Consider the following 15,569-nt stretch of genomic DNA (forward strand, 5'->3'; position numbering starts at 1 on the left):
CCTGATTGTCACCGCAACCACTCCCCTGCCGGCGCTCGCTTCTGCTTGTTGCCCACCTTCGGACAGAAAAGATCGCGTTCAATCCGCCGCACCGAGTACGCGCTCCGATTACGGCACAATGCGAGGCCGGAGGCGCGCCCACCCTTCGGATCAATCAGAACGTGTCTTTCCGAGGCGAAAAAGTCAGAGTAGTCGCGAGGACTGTCTGAGCCAGGACGGCGAGTTCCGCAGCGCTGGCTTTTTCGCCTCGGCTACGTTCGATCCGAAGGGTGGGCGGGTCTTCGGCCGGATTCGCTGGCACAATTCGGAAAGGTGGAGTGCCACCGAACCCGCACCGGCAGGGGAGCGGCTGCTGTGACGGTCGCAAATCGCATCGCTTGGCTGGACTCAAAGCAGGAGCCCGTCCGGCTAGACTCGCTCCGATTCAGTCGTTAGCCGGCTCACAGTAAGAAAGCGAAAAGGCGCCCGGTCCCACGTTGATCGCAGCCGTCGAGCTCATGACCGAGAGCATGGTGGTGATGCCGCGCGCATTGGCGGCGCCGGCAAAATCGCGGAATTCCGGGAGGGATTCTATGTCGCTGAGCTTCCCAGCGTAGCTCATGTTGATGGCCTTGATCACCAGCCCATCCTCGATGGCCTGCTCGGTCCTCTCAAACAGATACCTCAGGCCCTCGTTATACCCACGAACTTTTTCGATTGGGAAGGTGCTGCCATCGCGCGCTTCAATAATGGGTTTGATGTCCAGCATACTGCCAATGCCATAGCTCAGCCAGCCCACGCTATTGTCGCCCTTGGCGCGCGCACGGTTCTTCAGGTGATACAGGCTTTGGGGTACCAGAAAAGCCCGAATGCCGCCCTTGATGCCCTCCAGTCGCTCAATGATTTCCCGCAGGGACAGCTTGCCGGAGCGAAGCAGTCGAACCGCTTCGTAGGTCAACAGGCCCTGACCGGAAAAAAGCGTTTCGCTGTCCAGAACCTTGACCTTGAAAGGAGCCGACTTTCCGTGCTCCCGGCGCAGATCGTTGAGCTTCTCGGTGCCGACGAAAACCGCCTCGCGGATATTTTTATACACGTCGCTTCGGGTGGAGCTGATCGTGATGGCCAGTACTTCATCGTACTGTAATGCCAGCTCATTTCTCATGAGTTCGGAAACAACCTCCGTTGAAGCCGGTTCCGACTCCGCGGAGAAATCCTTCTCGAACAGCTTGCTCGCATACAGCTGTACCGTCCGCCTGGGGTCGCGGGTGTCCAGGAAATGCTGATCCCCGAACCTGAGGGAGATGGGCAGAATACGAATGCCGTATTGATCGATAAAGGAGCGGGGGAGGTCGCAGGCGGAGTCGACTGCAATGCAGGTGCTTGTGGACATACTGATCTCTCTCTGCTTATTGTTAGTTCTTCCTTTAGCGCCGGCTCGCAGTCCGTGAGCGCCATGGCACAAAAATTATTGTATGGCCCTTCGTTTGTCCAGAGGAGATGAAGAGGCGAACGGTAGGTATGGCCGTGCGAGCGGGTGTGAAGTGTGATGGATCGCACAAAGCATGGAGTTCGTGCGCGAAGAGGTCTATTCAGCGCACAGCGAAGCTGAGATCTGCGCCCGAGCGCGTCAGCGGTGTCTTCGATCAACGGCGGCCAAGGATTGAAGCCACTGGATAACTTTGCGCGGACACAAAAAACCCGCCAAATGGCGGGTTTTCGCGTATCGTCATTCTGGCGATCAGGGCTTCAGGACAACCCGCCCGAGAATCTCACCTTTGCGCATACTCTCGAGAACGTCGTTGGCCTCCGACATTGGGCGCTCGGACACTTCGATCGGTTTGAGTTTGCCGGACTGGGCGAGGGCTATAACGTCCTTTGCATCCTGCAAGCTGCCCACGTAGGTGCCTTCGATGCTCAATGCTTTGAAAGCCAGCATCGGGATCGGTGTGGCAAGGGCGCCACCGAGGAGACCGACCACGACAATCTTGCCGCCCTGACGCATCAATCCCACCGCAGGGTTAACCGTTTTCTCCGAGCCCACAAAGTCCACAATCCCTGCGAGGCCACCATCGGTCTCGGCCTTGATACGTTTGAAGACTCCGTCTTCCTTCAGATTGTAGGCCTGCTTGATGCCAAGGCTGCGTGCATATTCCAGCTTCTTCTCGTCGATGTCGGCCACGATCGGCAACTCGTCGTAAAGTGCAAGCGCCACTTGCAGAGCCATCATGCCCACGCCGCCAAGCCCGATGATCATGTACGGGCCGCCGCTCATTACCGGCTCCAGTTTGCGCACGGCGCTGTAAGCGGTGATGCCCGAGCACATGTAACAGGCAGCCAGTTTGCCATCCAGATCGCCAATATCGATCAGGTATTTGGAGTCCGGCACAATCACGTGATCGGAGTAACCGCCGTCCACCGTGATACCGATTGCGCGAGGGCGGGTACACAGCTGTTCGCGACCGCTTTCGCAGATTCCGCACCTGCCGCAACCGATCCAGGGGTACACCGCGTAGTTCTTGCCCACCTCTACGCCCTGGACGTCGGGCCCCACAGCTACCACCGTACCTTCCACCTCGTGGCCGAGCACAAACGGCAATGATTCATCGGTCTTCACCTGGAGCTTGTTGCCGCCACCCATATCGAAATAACCATCGTGAAGGTGCAGATCGGAATGGCAAACGCCACAGTGGCGCGTCTGCACCAGCACTTCGCCGCCCTTCGGCTGCGGCGTGTCCTTGCTGATTTCTTCCAGTGGCTGACCGAGTGCGGTAATGGCTTGGCTCTTCATGAGTGACCTCTTTTGACGTTCACAGTGATTGAGGAATCCAGTCGTGCGGGAATCCGGTATTGCGGCAATCCAGGCAACGGGCCCCGGGACCCAGCGGATGAATTCTGTTCGGGCGCTGCGGCGCGATGCAGGTGCTGATGGCGGTGGTGTCGCCGGACAGGTAGCAGGCATCTTACGGCCGCACTGCCAAAAGTCAATTTTAGGCCCCCAGCGTCGCCACGGGTCGCGGCTCGGGCCCCAGGTCTTTCAGGCGCAAAATGACTTCCTTGATCCACTGGATTGCCGGGTCCGAATCCCGGCTCCGGTGCCAGTAAAGATGATGCCCCTGGGGCTCCAGCTCGAAGGGCAGCTTTTTGGTCACAGTGCCCGGAATGTTGGCGAAATAGGAGGGGACTGTCGCGCAAAGGTCCGTCGCGCTAATGAGTTGCGGCACCATCAAATAGTGCTGGGTGCGCACCGCGATTCGCCGTTTCGCGTTGATGCGTTCCAGAGCGTAGTCCACATAGCCGGGCCCGCTGATGCGACTGGAAATGTGAAGGTGAGACAACGCGAGGTAACGCTCCAGCGTGAGCTCTTCGCCGGCGATGGGGTGGCCTGCCCGAACCAGGCCCACGTACTCGCCCCCAAAAAAGGGCGCGTGGCAGAGTTGCTCGTTGGCGAGCAGTGGTGCGTCCATAACGAAGTCGAGTTGCCCGGCCGCCAGGGATTTGAGCGCATCGCGGCGATTGAGCTGAACCACCTGCAGCCGCATGTTGGGCGCTTCTTTCTCCAGCACCTGATAGAGCCCGGGCAGAACGATGCTCTCTGACAGGTCGTTCATGCTCAGCCGAAAGGTCTTGCGCTCGGTTGCCGGAACGAAGCGATAGCTCTTGTCCACGCTGCTGCGCATCAGGCTCAGTGCCTCTCTGACCGGGCCGATGATGCTTTCGGTGGTGGGGGTGGGAACCATTCTCCGGCCGGTTCGGACGAACAGGGGGTCATCGAAAATGGCCCGTAAACGGGCCAGGGCGGCGCTCACGGCAGGCTGGGTGACGTAGAGTCGCTTGGCGGCGCCACTGAGACTCGATTCGGAGTAGATGGAGTCGAGCACTACAAAAAGGTTGAGGTCGATCTTGTTCAGGTCCACGGTGGCCGGTCCTCTGTAAAGGCACAAGCAAGAATAAAGGGAAATTATGTATGCCAATAAACGGGAATCAATTCTATTTATTGTAGTATGCGCGTAGAATCCGGATAAATCGAGCCAAACTGAACCGTAAACCGGACTGCTTAACCACAATTCAGGTGCCCCTTATGCATTTTGAACACAACCAGAAAACCAAGGATTTGATCGCCCGCGTTTCCGCCTTCATGGATGAGCATGTCTTCCCCAACGAGAAGACCTACCACGAGCAGCACGCGGCCGCGGAAGACCGCTGGGCGCCCATTCCCATCGTGGAGGAGCTGAAAGCGAAGGCGAAGGCAGAAGGGTTGTGGAACCTGTTCCTTCCGGAAAGCGAGATGGGCGCGGGCCTGAGCAACCTGGAGTATGCACCCCTGTCGGAATTGATGGGCCGTGTGCACTGGGCCTCGGAAGTGTTCAACTGCAGCGCGCCGGATACCGGCAACATGGAAATCCTGGCCCGCTTCGGTACGCCTGATCAGCACGAGAAGTACCTGAAGCCGCTGCTGGCGGGCGAAATCCGCTCCGCGTTCCTGATGACGGAGCCGGGCGTCGCCTCCTCCGATGCCACCAATATGGAGGCAACCGCTGAACTGGACGGCGATGAGTGGGTTCTCAATGGTCGCAAGTGGTTCTCTTCCGGTGCCGGCGACCGCCGCTGCAAGGTGGCCATTTTCATGTGCCGCACCAATCCGGAAAACCCCCGTCATCAGCAGCATTCCCAGATTCTGGTGCCACTGGACCTGCCGGGCATCACCATTGAGCGTCAACTGACGGTCTTTGGCTATGACCACGCGCCGCACGGCCACTCGCAGATTCTCCTGGAGAATGTCCGGGTGCCCAAGGATGCGGTGCTGCTCGGCGCGGGGCGTGGTTTCGAAATCTCTCAGAGCCGCCTTGGCCCGGGTCGCATCCACCACTGCATGCGCTCCATCGGTGCCGCCGAGCGAGCTTTGGAGATGATGATCAAGCGCAGTATGGAGCGGGTCGCTTTCGGCAAGCCGCTCCATCAACTGGGCGGCAACGTGGACGTGATCGCCAACAGCCGCATCGAGATCGATCAGGCGCGCCTTCTGGTTTATCGCGCGGCTTACATGATGGATACCGTGGGCAACAGGGCTGCGGCCAGCGAAATTGCGCAGATCAAGGTGGTCGTTCCGGAAATGGCCTGTCGGGTTGTGGACCGTGCCATTCAGATTTTTGGCGGTATGGGTGTTACCGAGGACACACCGCTGGCCTCGATGTACGCGTCGCTTCGAACCTTGCGTCTCGCGGATGGCCCGGACGAGGTGCACCGCCGTACTGTATACCGCCAGGAACTGGGCAAGTACAAACAGTCTTAAACGCTGCCCGGTCCTGTTCGGCATTTTAGCCGCCAGCCGCCTGCGCCCATGTCGGGGCAGGCGGGCTGGCGGCTTTTGCCGTGGCGCTGCCACGGGACAACTCCCCTTGCAATTGGTTAACTATGAGCGAACTCTTTCTCGTCCGTCATGGGCAAGCTTCCTTCGGCGCCGATGATTACGACAATCTCAGCGACCTCGGCCACGAACAGGCGGCGATCCTCGCGGAGTACTGGAACAGTCTGGGCCAGCGGTTTGACGCAATATATTCGGGCAGCCTGAAACGTCAGCGTGCCACGGCGGAGGGCCTGCGCAAGCAAGTGGATCAGGCCGAGGTGGGTGTGCACGAGGGGCTCAATGAATACGTGTCTCACCACATCCTGGACGCCTATCGCGAGCAGTACGCGCGGGCGGACGGTTTCGTGATCGAGGGCGAGGGTTATGCCAGTGGCATGAAGGACCGCCGCTTCTTTCAACGATTTCTGGAGCAGGCGTGTCAGCGTTGGGTGCAGGGTGAATTGGAATCGGATTTCATAGAGCCGTTCCCCCAATTCAAGCAACGGGTGGGCGACGCGTTGCAGGAAATAATGGCTGCCAACAGCAAGGGGCGTCGTGTTGTGCTTGCCACCTCCGGTGGAGTGATTGCCATCGCGGTGCAAAGCGTTCTAAATGTCCCGGACGAACAGGCCATCAACCTCAACTGGATGGTCTACAACACGTCCATCACCCGGATTCCGTTCAGCGGGGCGCGTAAATCCCTCTCTGTATTCAACAGTATTCCGCACCTGGACCGGCCGGGTTACACCGACAAGATCAGCTACCGGTAGCAGCCGGGCTCATGACCGCCCGGCCGTTCATCCACGCCGACCCGACCGACAGATTGGTGTAAACTTCCCGGCCCACTCTCGTGGACTCCGGTCAACAAACTTGGAACCGAACGTGGCAGAGAAACAACTCCTCGACAAAGCAACCGACATTCGCGAAGGCGAAGAACTGGACCCGGTGATTCTGAAAGATTACATCACCGCTCATATTCCGGGTGTTACCGGAGAGCTGACGATCAAGCAGTTTCCTTCGGGCTTTTCGAATCTTACTTATCTGATCACAATGGGGGATCAGAAGTGGGTGTTGCGGCGTCCTCCATTTGGCACCAAGGCCAAATCCGCCCATGACATGGGACGTGAGTACCGGGTACTCAGCGCCTTGCACACCGCATTTCCCTACGCACCCGAACCGGTTCTGTTCTGCGACGATCATTCAGTTCTGGGTTGCGATTTCTACATGATGAAGTACCTGGAAGGGTGCATCATTCGCCGCGAATATCCCGAGAGCCTGCACCTGACGCCAGAGCAGGTTCGCCAGCAATTCTATACCTGGCTCGATGTGCTTACCGAACTGCACAAGGTGGATTACAAAGCCGTAGGTCTGGGTGAACTGGGTCGACCTGCGGGCTACGTGCAACGGCAGGTCGAAGGGTGGTCCAAGCGTTACACTGCGGCCATGACGCCGGACGGTGTACCGACCTTTGAACGTACCATGCAGTGGCTTCATGACAAGATGCCACCGGAATCGGAACGGGTCGGCATTATCCATAACGACTACAAAATGGATAACGTGATCTGGTCCCTCGAGGACCCGCTCAAACTGATCGGCGTCCTCGACTGGGAGATGACCACCCTGGGCGACCCTTTGATGGACCTGGGTTGCACTTTTGGTTACTGGGCCGAGCCCACTGACCCGGAGCACTTCCGCCGCTTTGCGGCCATGCCCACCACCGTTCCGGGTGCGCCCACCCGGGCGGAGCTGGTGGAGCGGTTCAGCAGAAATCTCGACATCTCCGTGGAGCACTTCGATTTTTACTTCTGCTTTGGCCTGTTCCGCCTGGCTGGCATCGGCCAGCAGATTTTCTACCGTTATTACCACGGGCAGACCAAAGACCCACGTTTTGCCCGTCTTCGCGACAAGGTCGAAAGCCTGCACCTGATGTGCGAAAAAGTCATTGACGAGTCCGACCTTTGACGGGCGGATTCGATCGCGTTAGCTATTCAAGGGGATATCACCATGCCTAAAAAAGAACTGTTCGATCTCACCGGAAAAATCGCTTTGGTAACCGGCGCCAGTCGTGGCATTGGTGAAGCCATCGCTGAGACCCTGGCGGATTATGGTGCGGAAGTCATCGTTTCCAGCCGCAAGATCGAAGGATGTCAGGCTGTGGCCGATAAAATCAACGCGAATGGCGGCAAGGCCCATGCGATGGCCTGTCACATTGGGGACATGGAGCAGATTGCAGCAACCTTCGCGGCAATCAAAGAGCAGTTCGGACGTCTGGATATTCTGGTGAACAACGCGGCGACCAACCCCTATTTTGGTCATGTGCTGGATACGGATCTGGGCGCCTTTCAGAAAACCGTGGACGTGAATATCCGCGGCTACTTCTTCGCATCCGTGGAAGCGGGCAAGATGATGAAAGAGCAGGGCGGCGGCGTCATCTGCAACACGGCATCCATCAATGGTGTGAAACCCGGTCTGGCTCAGGGCATCTATTCCATCACCAAAGCGGCGGTCATCAACATGACCCAGACTTTTGCCAAGGAGTGCGGGCCGCTGGGGATTCGCTGCAACGCATTGCTTCCGGGCCTGACGGACACCAAGTTTGCCTCGGCGCTGACCAGTAACGAAAAAATGCTCGAGAAAGTGAACAACAGTTTGCCGCTGCGGCGTGCCGCCCAGCCCGAGGAAATGGCTGGAGCCGTTCTCTATCTGGTGTCCGACGCCGCCTCCTATACCACTGGCGAATGCCTCGTGGTGGATGGTGGCAGTCTCATTGCCTGATCGGCGGAGTAAGCTGCAGCGTGCGAATACCGTCCGCGTGCCCGGATTGGCCCCGGCCTGAGGGGCACTCTGAGTCAGCAGCGCATTCAATCTGAACCACACGCATGGGTCCCAACTATGTCTAGTACTATCAATCGCCGCGATCTGGACTTTTTACTGTATGAATTCCTCGGCATCGAGGAGCTGTGTCAACGGGACATCTGGTCCGATCACGACCGGACCGCCTTCGACGCTGTACTCGACCTCGCCGAGCAGATTGCCGAGGACAAATTCCTCCCCCTGGCGGCCCAACTGGATGAGCATGAGCCGGAGTTTGATGGCGAAAAAGTGCATATCCTCCCCGGTGTCAAGGAAGCCCACGAAGCATTCATCGAAGCCGGCTTCATGTCTGCACATTGCAGCTATGAAGAGGGCGGTATGCAGCTTCCCCTCACCGTCACTCATGCGGCCCGTGCAATTTTTTCTTCGGCGAACATTGCCTGCCTCGCCTACCTCGGGCTGACCAGTTCCGCGGCTAACATGCTGAGCGTCTGGGGTAGCGATGAACTGAAGAAAAAGTTCCTCCCCCCAATGCGCAACGGGCGCTTCTACGGAACCATGTGCTTATCCGAGCCTCACGCCGGCTCGAACCTTGCGGATATTCGTACGCGAGCCGAGCCACAGGAGGACGGTACCTATCGCATTTACGGAACCAAGATGTGGATCTCGGGCGGCGAGCAGGACCTGTCGGAAAACATCGTCCACATGGTACTGGCCAAAATTCCGGGCAGTCCCCCGGGGGTAAAAGGTATCTCTCTCTTCCTGGTTCCCAAATACCGGCTGGATGAGGCCGGCAACCCGGCAGAACGCAATGGCGTCAATCTTGTGGGCCTGAACCACAAGATGGGGTACCGGGGAACCACCAACACGCTGTTGAACTTCGGCGAGAAGGAGGCCTGTGTCGGTCATCTGATGGGCACAGAAAATGAGGGCCTCCGCTGCATGTTCCACATGATGAATGAATCCAGAATCGGTGTGGGCATGGGCGCGGTCACTCTCGGCTATGCGGGCTATATGCACTCGCTGGCCTATGCGAAAGAACGCCCCCAGGGTCGCTTGCCGGGGGAGAAAGATCCCAACTCCCCACAGGTCAACATCATTGAGCACGCCGATGTAAAACGCATGCTGCTCCAGCAGAAGGCATATGTGGAAGGTGGTCTGGCGCTGACCCTGTTCTGCGACAAGCTCGTGGACGACGGCCGTACGGTTGAAGCGGACAAGCGCGAAGACCTGGCCATTTTCATGGACCTGCTCACGCCCATCGTGAAGGCCTGGCCCTCCGATTACTGCCTGAAGGCCAACGAACTGGCCATTCAGGTGCTGGGCGGTGCCGGCTACACTCGCGACTACCCGGTGGAAAGGCTGTATCGGGATAACCGCCTGAACCCAATTCACGAGGGAACCAACGGCATTCAGGGCATGGATTTGCTGGGCCGGAAAGTTCGCATGAAGGATGGCTACGCCTACAAACTGCTGGTGAGCCATCTCGGTGAAACCATTGAGCGGGCCCGCGGCCAGGCAGAGGTTCGCGAGTATGCGGAGGCTTTGGAGGCTGCGCTGGGGGCCCTCACGAAGACGACAGAACGCCTCACGTCTGCGGCCAATGAGGACATCAAGCTGGCAACGGCCAACGCCACCGTGTATCTCCATGCCTTTGGGCACACCGTGGTTGCCTGGCTATGGCTGAAGCAGGCCATGACTGCTTTGAGCGGACTGGCCGATGCGCGAGGTGACGACCGGGCCTTCTATCAAGGCAAACTCGCAACCTGCCGGTACTTTTACCGGTACGAACTGCCCCAGGTTTACACCTGGCTGAGTTTGCTCGAAACGCTCGACGACACCTGCCTGAACATGCCGGTTGAATGTTTCTGATCATCTAGCAAAGGGAGAAGATTATGCGTGCTGTCCTCTGTAAAGAACTGGGTCCACCCGAGTCGCTGGTAGTGGAAGACGTTCCCACCCCCGAACTCAAGCCCGGCCAGGTACTGGTAAAAGTCGGGGCTTGTGGAGTGAATTTCCCCGATACTCTGATTATCCAGGGCAAATACCAGCACAAGCCCGAGCTGCCTTTCAGCCCCGGCGGCGAAATCGCTGGTGAAGTGATTGACCTGGCCGCTGATGTTAGCGGGGTGACCAAGGGCGACCGGGTGATTGCGCTATGTGGCCACGGTGGATTTGCGGAAGAGATCGCGATTGATGCGAACCGCCTTGTGCCCATCCCGGACGAGATGGATTACGTCACTGCCTCGGCCTTTCTGCTAACCTATGGGACTTCTTATCACGCCCTGAAACAACGGGCACAGCTTCAACCGGGCGAAACCCTGCTGGTGCTGGGTGCGGCCGGGGGTGTGGGTCTCGCCGCCGTGGAACTGGGCAAGGCCATGGGTGCCAAGGTTATCGCCGCTGCAAGCACGCCCGAGAAGCTGGCGCTGGCCAAGGAACATGGCGCGGACGAGCTTATCAATTACAGCAACGAAGACCTGAAGGACCGCGTGAAGGAGTTGACCGGCGGCAAAGGGGTCGACGTGGTCTATGATCCGGTCGGCGCGGACCTGTTTGAACCCGCTGTGCGGGCTACGGGATGGAACGGCCGCATTCTCGTGGTCGGTTTCGCCGGTGGCTACATTCCCAAGTTGCCTGTCAACCTGACCTTGCTGAAAGGCAGTTCCGTGGTCGGTGTATTCTGGGGCGAGTTTACCCGCCGCCAGCCGAAGGACTCCGCCGAGAACAACAAGGAACTGCTGGACATGTTCCTCCAGGGTAAAGTGAAGCCTCACATTTCCCAAACCTTTACACTGGATAAAGCGGCCGATGCACTGAACGTGCTGCAGAACCGCCAGGCCAAAGGCAAGTTGGTCGTTACGACCGATTGATCAAATGTTCCGGGCGCTTGGGTCCGGGATGAGCGCGAGGACAAAATTTACATGCCTGTTGTTGCCAGAGAAAAACTGCAAGACTATGTGGGCCAGGAGTGCGGTGTTACGGACTGGCTGGAGATCACCCAGGAGCGGGTCAACCGGTTCGCTGATGTGACTGAAGATCATCAGTTCATCCATGTGGATCCGGAACGGGCCAGGCAGACACAGTTTGGGGGTCCCATTGCCCACGGCTTTCTCACTCTCTCCCTGCTTCCTCACTTTGGGGAGCAGGGCGCGGCCATGGGGGTGGAGGATGTCGCGGTGCGCATCAATTATGGCCTAAACAAGGTGCGGTTCCTGAATCCTGTCCCCGTGCGCAGCAAAATCAGGGCGCGCTACAAATTCCTGGGGTTCGAAGAGAAGCGTCCGGGCCAGCTATTGTTATCTCACGAAGTGACTATTGAGATTCAGGGCATCGAGAAACCGGCCATGATTGCCGAAGCGCTTGGCATGTCGGTTCTTAAATAACGTTCAAAATTTAGATTTCTGAAATTGACGAGGAACAGCTATGAAAGAAGCAGTGATTGTCTCAACTGCACGCACTCCCATCGGTAAAGCCTACCGCGGTGCGTTGAATAACACCGAGTCCGCCATTATCGGCGGCCACGCGGTTCGCGAAGCGGTGAAGCGCGCGGGCGTCGATCCGGCGGAAGTGGAAGAGCTGGTGTTTGGTGCTGCTCTGCAGCAGGGCTGCCAGGGCAGCAACTTCGCCCGTCGCGTTTCGCTGGTCGGCGGCCTGCCCGTGACTACCGCAGCCCAGAGCATGGATCGCCAGTGCTCCTCCGGCCTGATGGCCATTGCGACCGCCGCCAAGCAGGTTATGGTGGATGGTATGGAAATCGTTGTGGGTGGCGGTCTCGATTCCATCAGCCTGGTTCAGAACGACAAGATGAACATGTTCCGTATCAAGGATCCGGTGACTTCCGAGCTGAAGCCGGAAGTGTTCATGCCCATGATCGATACGGCGGAAGTGGTCGCCCAGCGATACAATATCAGCCGCGACGCACAGGATGAATATGCCCTGGAAAGTCAGCGTCGTACCGCCGCCGCTCAGGAAGCGGGCAAGTTCGATGATGAAATCGTGCCGATCACCACCACCAAGATGCTGGTGGACAAGGAGACCGGTGAAGTGTCCTACAAGGAAGTAACTCTGTCCAAGGACGAAGGCAACCGCCCCGAGACCACGGCGGAAGGTCTTGCCAGCCTCAAGCCGGTTCGTGAAAACGGCGTGATCACCGCCGGTAACGCCAGCCAGTTGTCAGACGGCGCGTCGGCCTGTGTTGTGATGGATTCGGCCATCGCGGAGAAGCGTAATATTCAGCCGCTTGGCATCTATCGCGGAATGGCGGTCGCCGGCACCGAGCCGGACGAGATGGGTATCGGTCCCGTGTTCGCTGTGCCCAAGCTGCTGAAACGCAACGGTCTGACTGTGGACGATATCGGTTTGTGGGAGCTCAACGAAGCGTTTGCTGTGCAGGTCCTGTACTGCCGCGACAAGCTCGGCATTCCCAATGATCGCCTCAACGTGAACGGTGGAGCGATTTCCATCGGCCATCCCTACGGCATGAGCGGCGCTCGCATGGTCGGCCACGCTCTGATCGAAGGTAAGCGCCGCGGGGCCAAGTACGTGGTCGTCACCATGTGTGTCGGTGGCGGCATGGGCGCAGCCGGCCTGTTTGAGGTGGTTTGATCGCAGTTCCCGGTACCGGCCGCCAATCGCTGATCCAGAGGATTGGCGGCCCATGGGTTCTGAAATTCGGGAAGACCAGCTAGAGGCGTCTTATGAAAATAAAAGGAAAAACCGTTGTCGTCACAGGTGGAGCCAGCGGGATTGGTCGCGGACTGGTCGAGCGCTTCAAGCAGGAAGGGGCGGCCAACATTGTCATCGCCGATATCAATCGGGACGAGCTCGAAGAGTTTGCCAGTGAAGTCGGTGGAACGGCCCATCTCTGCGACGTCAGCAAAGAAGACGAGGTCAAAGGGCTGATCGAATTCACTGAGAAAACCTTTGGTCAAATCGACCTGTACTGCGGCAATGCAGGCATCATTGCCAAAGGAGGAGTCGAAACCCCCAACGAGACCTGGGAGCGAATGTGGGCCGTAAATGTGATGGCACACGTATATGCCACCCGTCACGCACTGCCCGCGATGCTGGAGCGCGGAGAAGGGTATTTTCTTATCACCGCCTCTGCCGCGGGGCTTCTGTCCCAAATTGGATCCGCCACTTACTCTGTGACCAAACATGCGGCCTTAGCCCTGGCCGAGTGGGTTCAGATCACTCACGGGGCCCAGGGCATCAAGGTTTCCGCTCTGTGCCCTCAGGCAGTGGAGTCGAAAATGACCGCGGATACCAAGGGCGGTGGCGTCGCTGGGCAGGACGGCATGCTGACTGCGGCCCAGGTCGCCGATGTGGTCATGGAAGGCCTGGACGAAGAACGCTTCATGATTCTGCCACACCCCGAGGTGGCCAAGTACTTCCAGAACAAGGCCAGTGATTACCAGCGCTGGCTGCGAGGTATGCAGCGCCTGCAGGAGCAGTTCGGAAAGATGCCGGGTGGCGGGTTGAGTAACACCGACTAAACTGCGGCCACGCCGGCAGGGCACAAAAAAGCCGAGCTTCCGGAAGCTCGGCTTTTTTGTTTCAGTCGGGCGGTTTAGAGCCCAGGTTCAGAACTCAAGGGGCAGGCTGTAGGACACGCCCATGGTCCTCAGATCCACTTCGTCCAGCTCGGAAAAGTTTACTTCAAAGCTCAGTTGGCCGGGGCCCACCGGCAAGCCAATGCCGCCGCCAAAGAACAGGTCGTGACCGTCGTCATCCTGCGTGCCCACATCAGCATCCCAGCGCAGAAGGCCCAGGCGGCCGAACAGGGTCAGGTTGTTGCCGACGGGAGCGCTGGCTCGCAAGGCCCCATACAGCGCATCTGCGGCGACCCTGGCGCCCCTAACCCGCGAGCTGCCGAAATCCCAGAAACCCGCCTCAGCGCTGATGTTTTCCGTCAGGGTAACCCCGGCACCGATCCGAAAATAGGTGTCATCCGTGTCGTAAGGGCCGACGTCCACGTCCGCAATACCGATGCTCCCGTCCGCGTACAGCTGGTTGGCGTAACCCAATGGAGCCATTGCCGCGCATGCTACGCACCCGGCGATTGTCAGCAAGGTTTTCTTCATCTTGAGGCCTCCTCTGCAATTTGACAGATGATTGTAGAGAATGGCGGCTCAATAAACCATGAACTGTTTCGCTGGCCCGGTTCTGAACGCACTGTCGGCGCGGAGTTGGTCGAAATCCTGCTGCACCCCATTGGTAAAAGAACCTGATTAGGCTAATGTACGCGACGCTTTCCAGCCGTTCGGCTCGGCTTTGAACAGGTATAGATGAGGTGCGTATGAGCAAATCCCGGCAAGAGCCCCATTCCCAGCCACAAGGGGAGCCGTCCGAAGAACAGGTTCGGTCCGAGGGCGAGCAGCAGGACGGTGCCGGGGCGGACGAGTTCGGACTGCCGATTGACGAGCACTTCGAAGAGGTATCGGAAAACGGCCGCAAGGTTCGGCAGAAGGGTATCTACCTACTGCCGAACCTGTTTACCACTGCAGCCCTGTTCAGTGGCTTCTACGCAATCATCGCCGGTATGCACGGCAATTTCGAAGCCGCTGCTGTGGCCATTGTGGTGGCGGGGGTCTTCGATGCTCTGGACGGACGAATCGCCCGGTTGACTAACACCAGCAGTGCATTTGGCGTCGAATACGACAGCCTTTCGGACATGGTCTCCTTTGGCCTGGCCCCGGCGCTGGTGATGTTCAATTGGGCTCTGGCTCCCATGGGGAAGGTGGGGTGGGCCATCGCATTTGTATTTTCCGCCTGTGCCGCGCTGCGGCTGGCCCGGTTCAATACCCAGGCAGGTACGGTCGACAAGAGTTATTTCGTGGGGCTCTCCAGCCCCCCGGCGGCTGGCCTCCTGGCTGGCATGGTGTGGGTTGGGCACGACGTCCAGGTGAGCCAGGAACTGGCCATCCTGGCAGCGATCGTCACCTTCATGGCAGCCCTGCTGATGGTTTCAAACGTCAAGTATTTCAGCTTCAAGAGCATCGATTTCAAGGGCAGAGTTCCCTTTGTAGCCATTTTGGTGGTGGTCGCGCTGTTCACTCTCTTCGCCATTCAGCCGGACGTGGTACTGCTGACCATGGCGGTGGTTTACGGCGCCTCGGGGCCCGCCCTGTGGCTCGTGCGGGCTCGCCAACGCCCCAGCAGCGGTGACACCCCGGGCCACTGAACTTTCACAGGATTATCTGGTCAGATTTTGACCTGCCGACGCCGGGCCGAGCCCCCCGAGCACGGCGGTTTATACAGCGCAAACAAGGCCTTCGGGAAAATCAGAAATTTTCCTGAAAATTGTTGTTGCCAAGCGGAAAAACTTCCGTATAATGCGCGTCCTCGGTTGGGGCAACGCACTTAACCGGCTCTTTAAAAAGACGATCAAGCAAAGCGTGTGGGCGCTTGCGGGATAGGCGAGACACAG

14 protein-coding genes are annotated in these 15,569 nt (G+C 58.5%); 10 read left to right on the forward strand and 4 right to left on the reverse strand.

Going from position 1 to position 15,569, the window contains the following annotated elements; translation table 11 throughout:
- Window positions 1-424: 424 nt before the first annotated feature.
- From ACURWW_RS11175 to ACURWW_RS11185, 3 genes are all read right to left on the reverse strand, one after another.
- The gene (locus ACURWW_RS11175; protein ID WP_445617184.1) at window positions 425-1,369 is read right to left on the reverse strand and encodes a DegV family protein; all 945 of its coding nucleotides are present in this window, start codon (window positions 1,367-1,369) and stop codon (window positions 425-427) included.
- A gap of 348 nt (window positions 1,370-1,717) precedes the next feature.
- A complete protein-coding gene (locus tag ACURWW_RS11180) occupies window positions 1,718-2,767 on the reverse strand; it encodes an alcohol dehydrogenase (protein ID WP_445617183.1) in 1,050 nt (349 codons plus the stop codon).
- Between the two features lie 199 nt (window positions 2,768-2,966).
- A complete protein-coding gene (locus tag ACURWW_RS11185) occupies window positions 2,967-3,893 on the reverse strand; it encodes a LysR family transcriptional regulator (RefSeq protein WP_445617182.1) in 927 nt (308 codons plus the stop codon).
- Between the two features lie 164 nt (window positions 3,894-4,057).
- Between ACURWW_RS11185 and ACURWW_RS11190 the strand changes: the two genes are divergently transcribed.
- The 9 genes from ACURWW_RS11190 to ACURWW_RS11230 all read left to right on the forward strand — a co-directional run bounded on the left by ACURWW_RS11190 (window position 4,058) and on the right by ACURWW_RS11230 (window position 13,635).
- Window positions 4,058-5,269 (forward strand): acyl-CoA dehydrogenase family protein, encoded by a 1,212-nt coding sequence (locus tag ACURWW_RS11190; RefSeq protein WP_445617181.1) that lies wholly within the window; start codon window positions 4,058-4,060, stop codon window positions 5,267-5,269.
- Window positions 5,270-5,391: 122 nt separating this feature from the next.
- Entirely contained in the window at window positions 5,392-6,093 is a 702-nt protein-coding gene (locus tag ACURWW_RS11195; RefSeq protein WP_445617180.1) for a histidine phosphatase family protein, read from the forward strand.
- Window positions 6,094-6,205: 112 nt separating this feature from the next.
- Complete coding sequence (locus tag ACURWW_RS11200; protein WP_445617179.1) at window positions 6,206-7,285, forward strand: phosphotransferase family protein; 1,080 nt, start codon at window positions 6,206-6,208, stop codon at window positions 7,283-7,285.
- Window positions 7,286-7,327: 42 nt separating this feature from the next.
- Entirely contained in the window at window positions 7,328-8,098 is a 771-nt protein-coding gene (locus ACURWW_RS11205) for an SDR family oxidoreductase (RefSeq protein WP_445617178.1), read from the forward strand.
- A gap of 117 nt (window positions 8,099-8,215) precedes the next feature.
- Entirely contained in the window at window positions 8,216-10,009 is a 1,794-nt protein-coding gene (locus ACURWW_RS11210; protein ID WP_445617177.1) for an acyl-CoA dehydrogenase, read from the forward strand.
- 23 nt (window positions 10,010-10,032) lie between these two features.
- A complete protein-coding gene (locus tag ACURWW_RS11215) occupies window positions 10,033-11,010 on the forward strand; it encodes an NADPH:quinone oxidoreductase family protein (protein WP_445617176.1) in 978 nt (325 codons plus the stop codon).
- A 51-nt stretch (window positions 11,011-11,061) separates the two neighbouring features.
- Window positions 11,062-11,523 carry a MaoC family dehydratase gene (locus ACURWW_RS11220; protein ID WP_445617175.1) on the forward strand — a complete coding sequence of 154 codons (462 nt, stop codon included), beginning with the start codon at window positions 11,062-11,064 and terminating at the stop codon, window positions 11,521-11,523.
- Window positions 11,524-11,563: 40 nt separating this feature from the next.
- Window positions 11,564-12,745 carry an acetyl-CoA C-acyltransferase gene (locus tag ACURWW_RS11225; RefSeq protein WP_445617174.1) on the forward strand — a complete coding sequence of 394 codons (1,182 nt, stop codon included), beginning with the start codon at window positions 11,564-11,566 and terminating at the stop codon, window positions 12,743-12,745.
- Between the two features lie 92 nt (window positions 12,746-12,837).
- The gene (locus ACURWW_RS11230; protein ID WP_445617173.1) at window positions 12,838-13,635 is read left to right on the forward strand and encodes an SDR family oxidoreductase; all 798 of its coding nucleotides are present in this window, start codon (window positions 12,838-12,840) and stop codon (window positions 13,633-13,635) included.
- Window positions 13,636-13,722: 87 nt separating this feature from the next.
- Here ACURWW_RS11230 and ACURWW_RS11235 read toward each other — a convergent pair whose 3' ends face one another.
- Complete coding sequence (locus tag ACURWW_RS11235; RefSeq protein ID WP_445617172.1) at window positions 13,723-14,223, reverse strand: outer membrane beta-barrel protein; 501 nt, start codon at window positions 14,221-14,223, stop codon at window positions 13,723-13,725.
- Between the two features lie 215 nt (window positions 14,224-14,438).
- Between ACURWW_RS11235 and pssA the strand changes: the two genes are divergently transcribed.
- The gene (gene pssA, locus ACURWW_RS11240) at window positions 14,439-15,323 is read left to right on the forward strand and encodes a CDP-diacylglycerol--serine O-phosphatidyltransferase (RefSeq protein WP_445617171.1); all 885 of its coding nucleotides are present in this window, start codon (window positions 14,439-14,441) and stop codon (window positions 15,321-15,323) included.
- Window positions 15,324-15,569: the final 246 nt, after the last annotated feature.

This window comes from Gilvimarinus sp. F26214L (genome assembly GCF_054401055.1).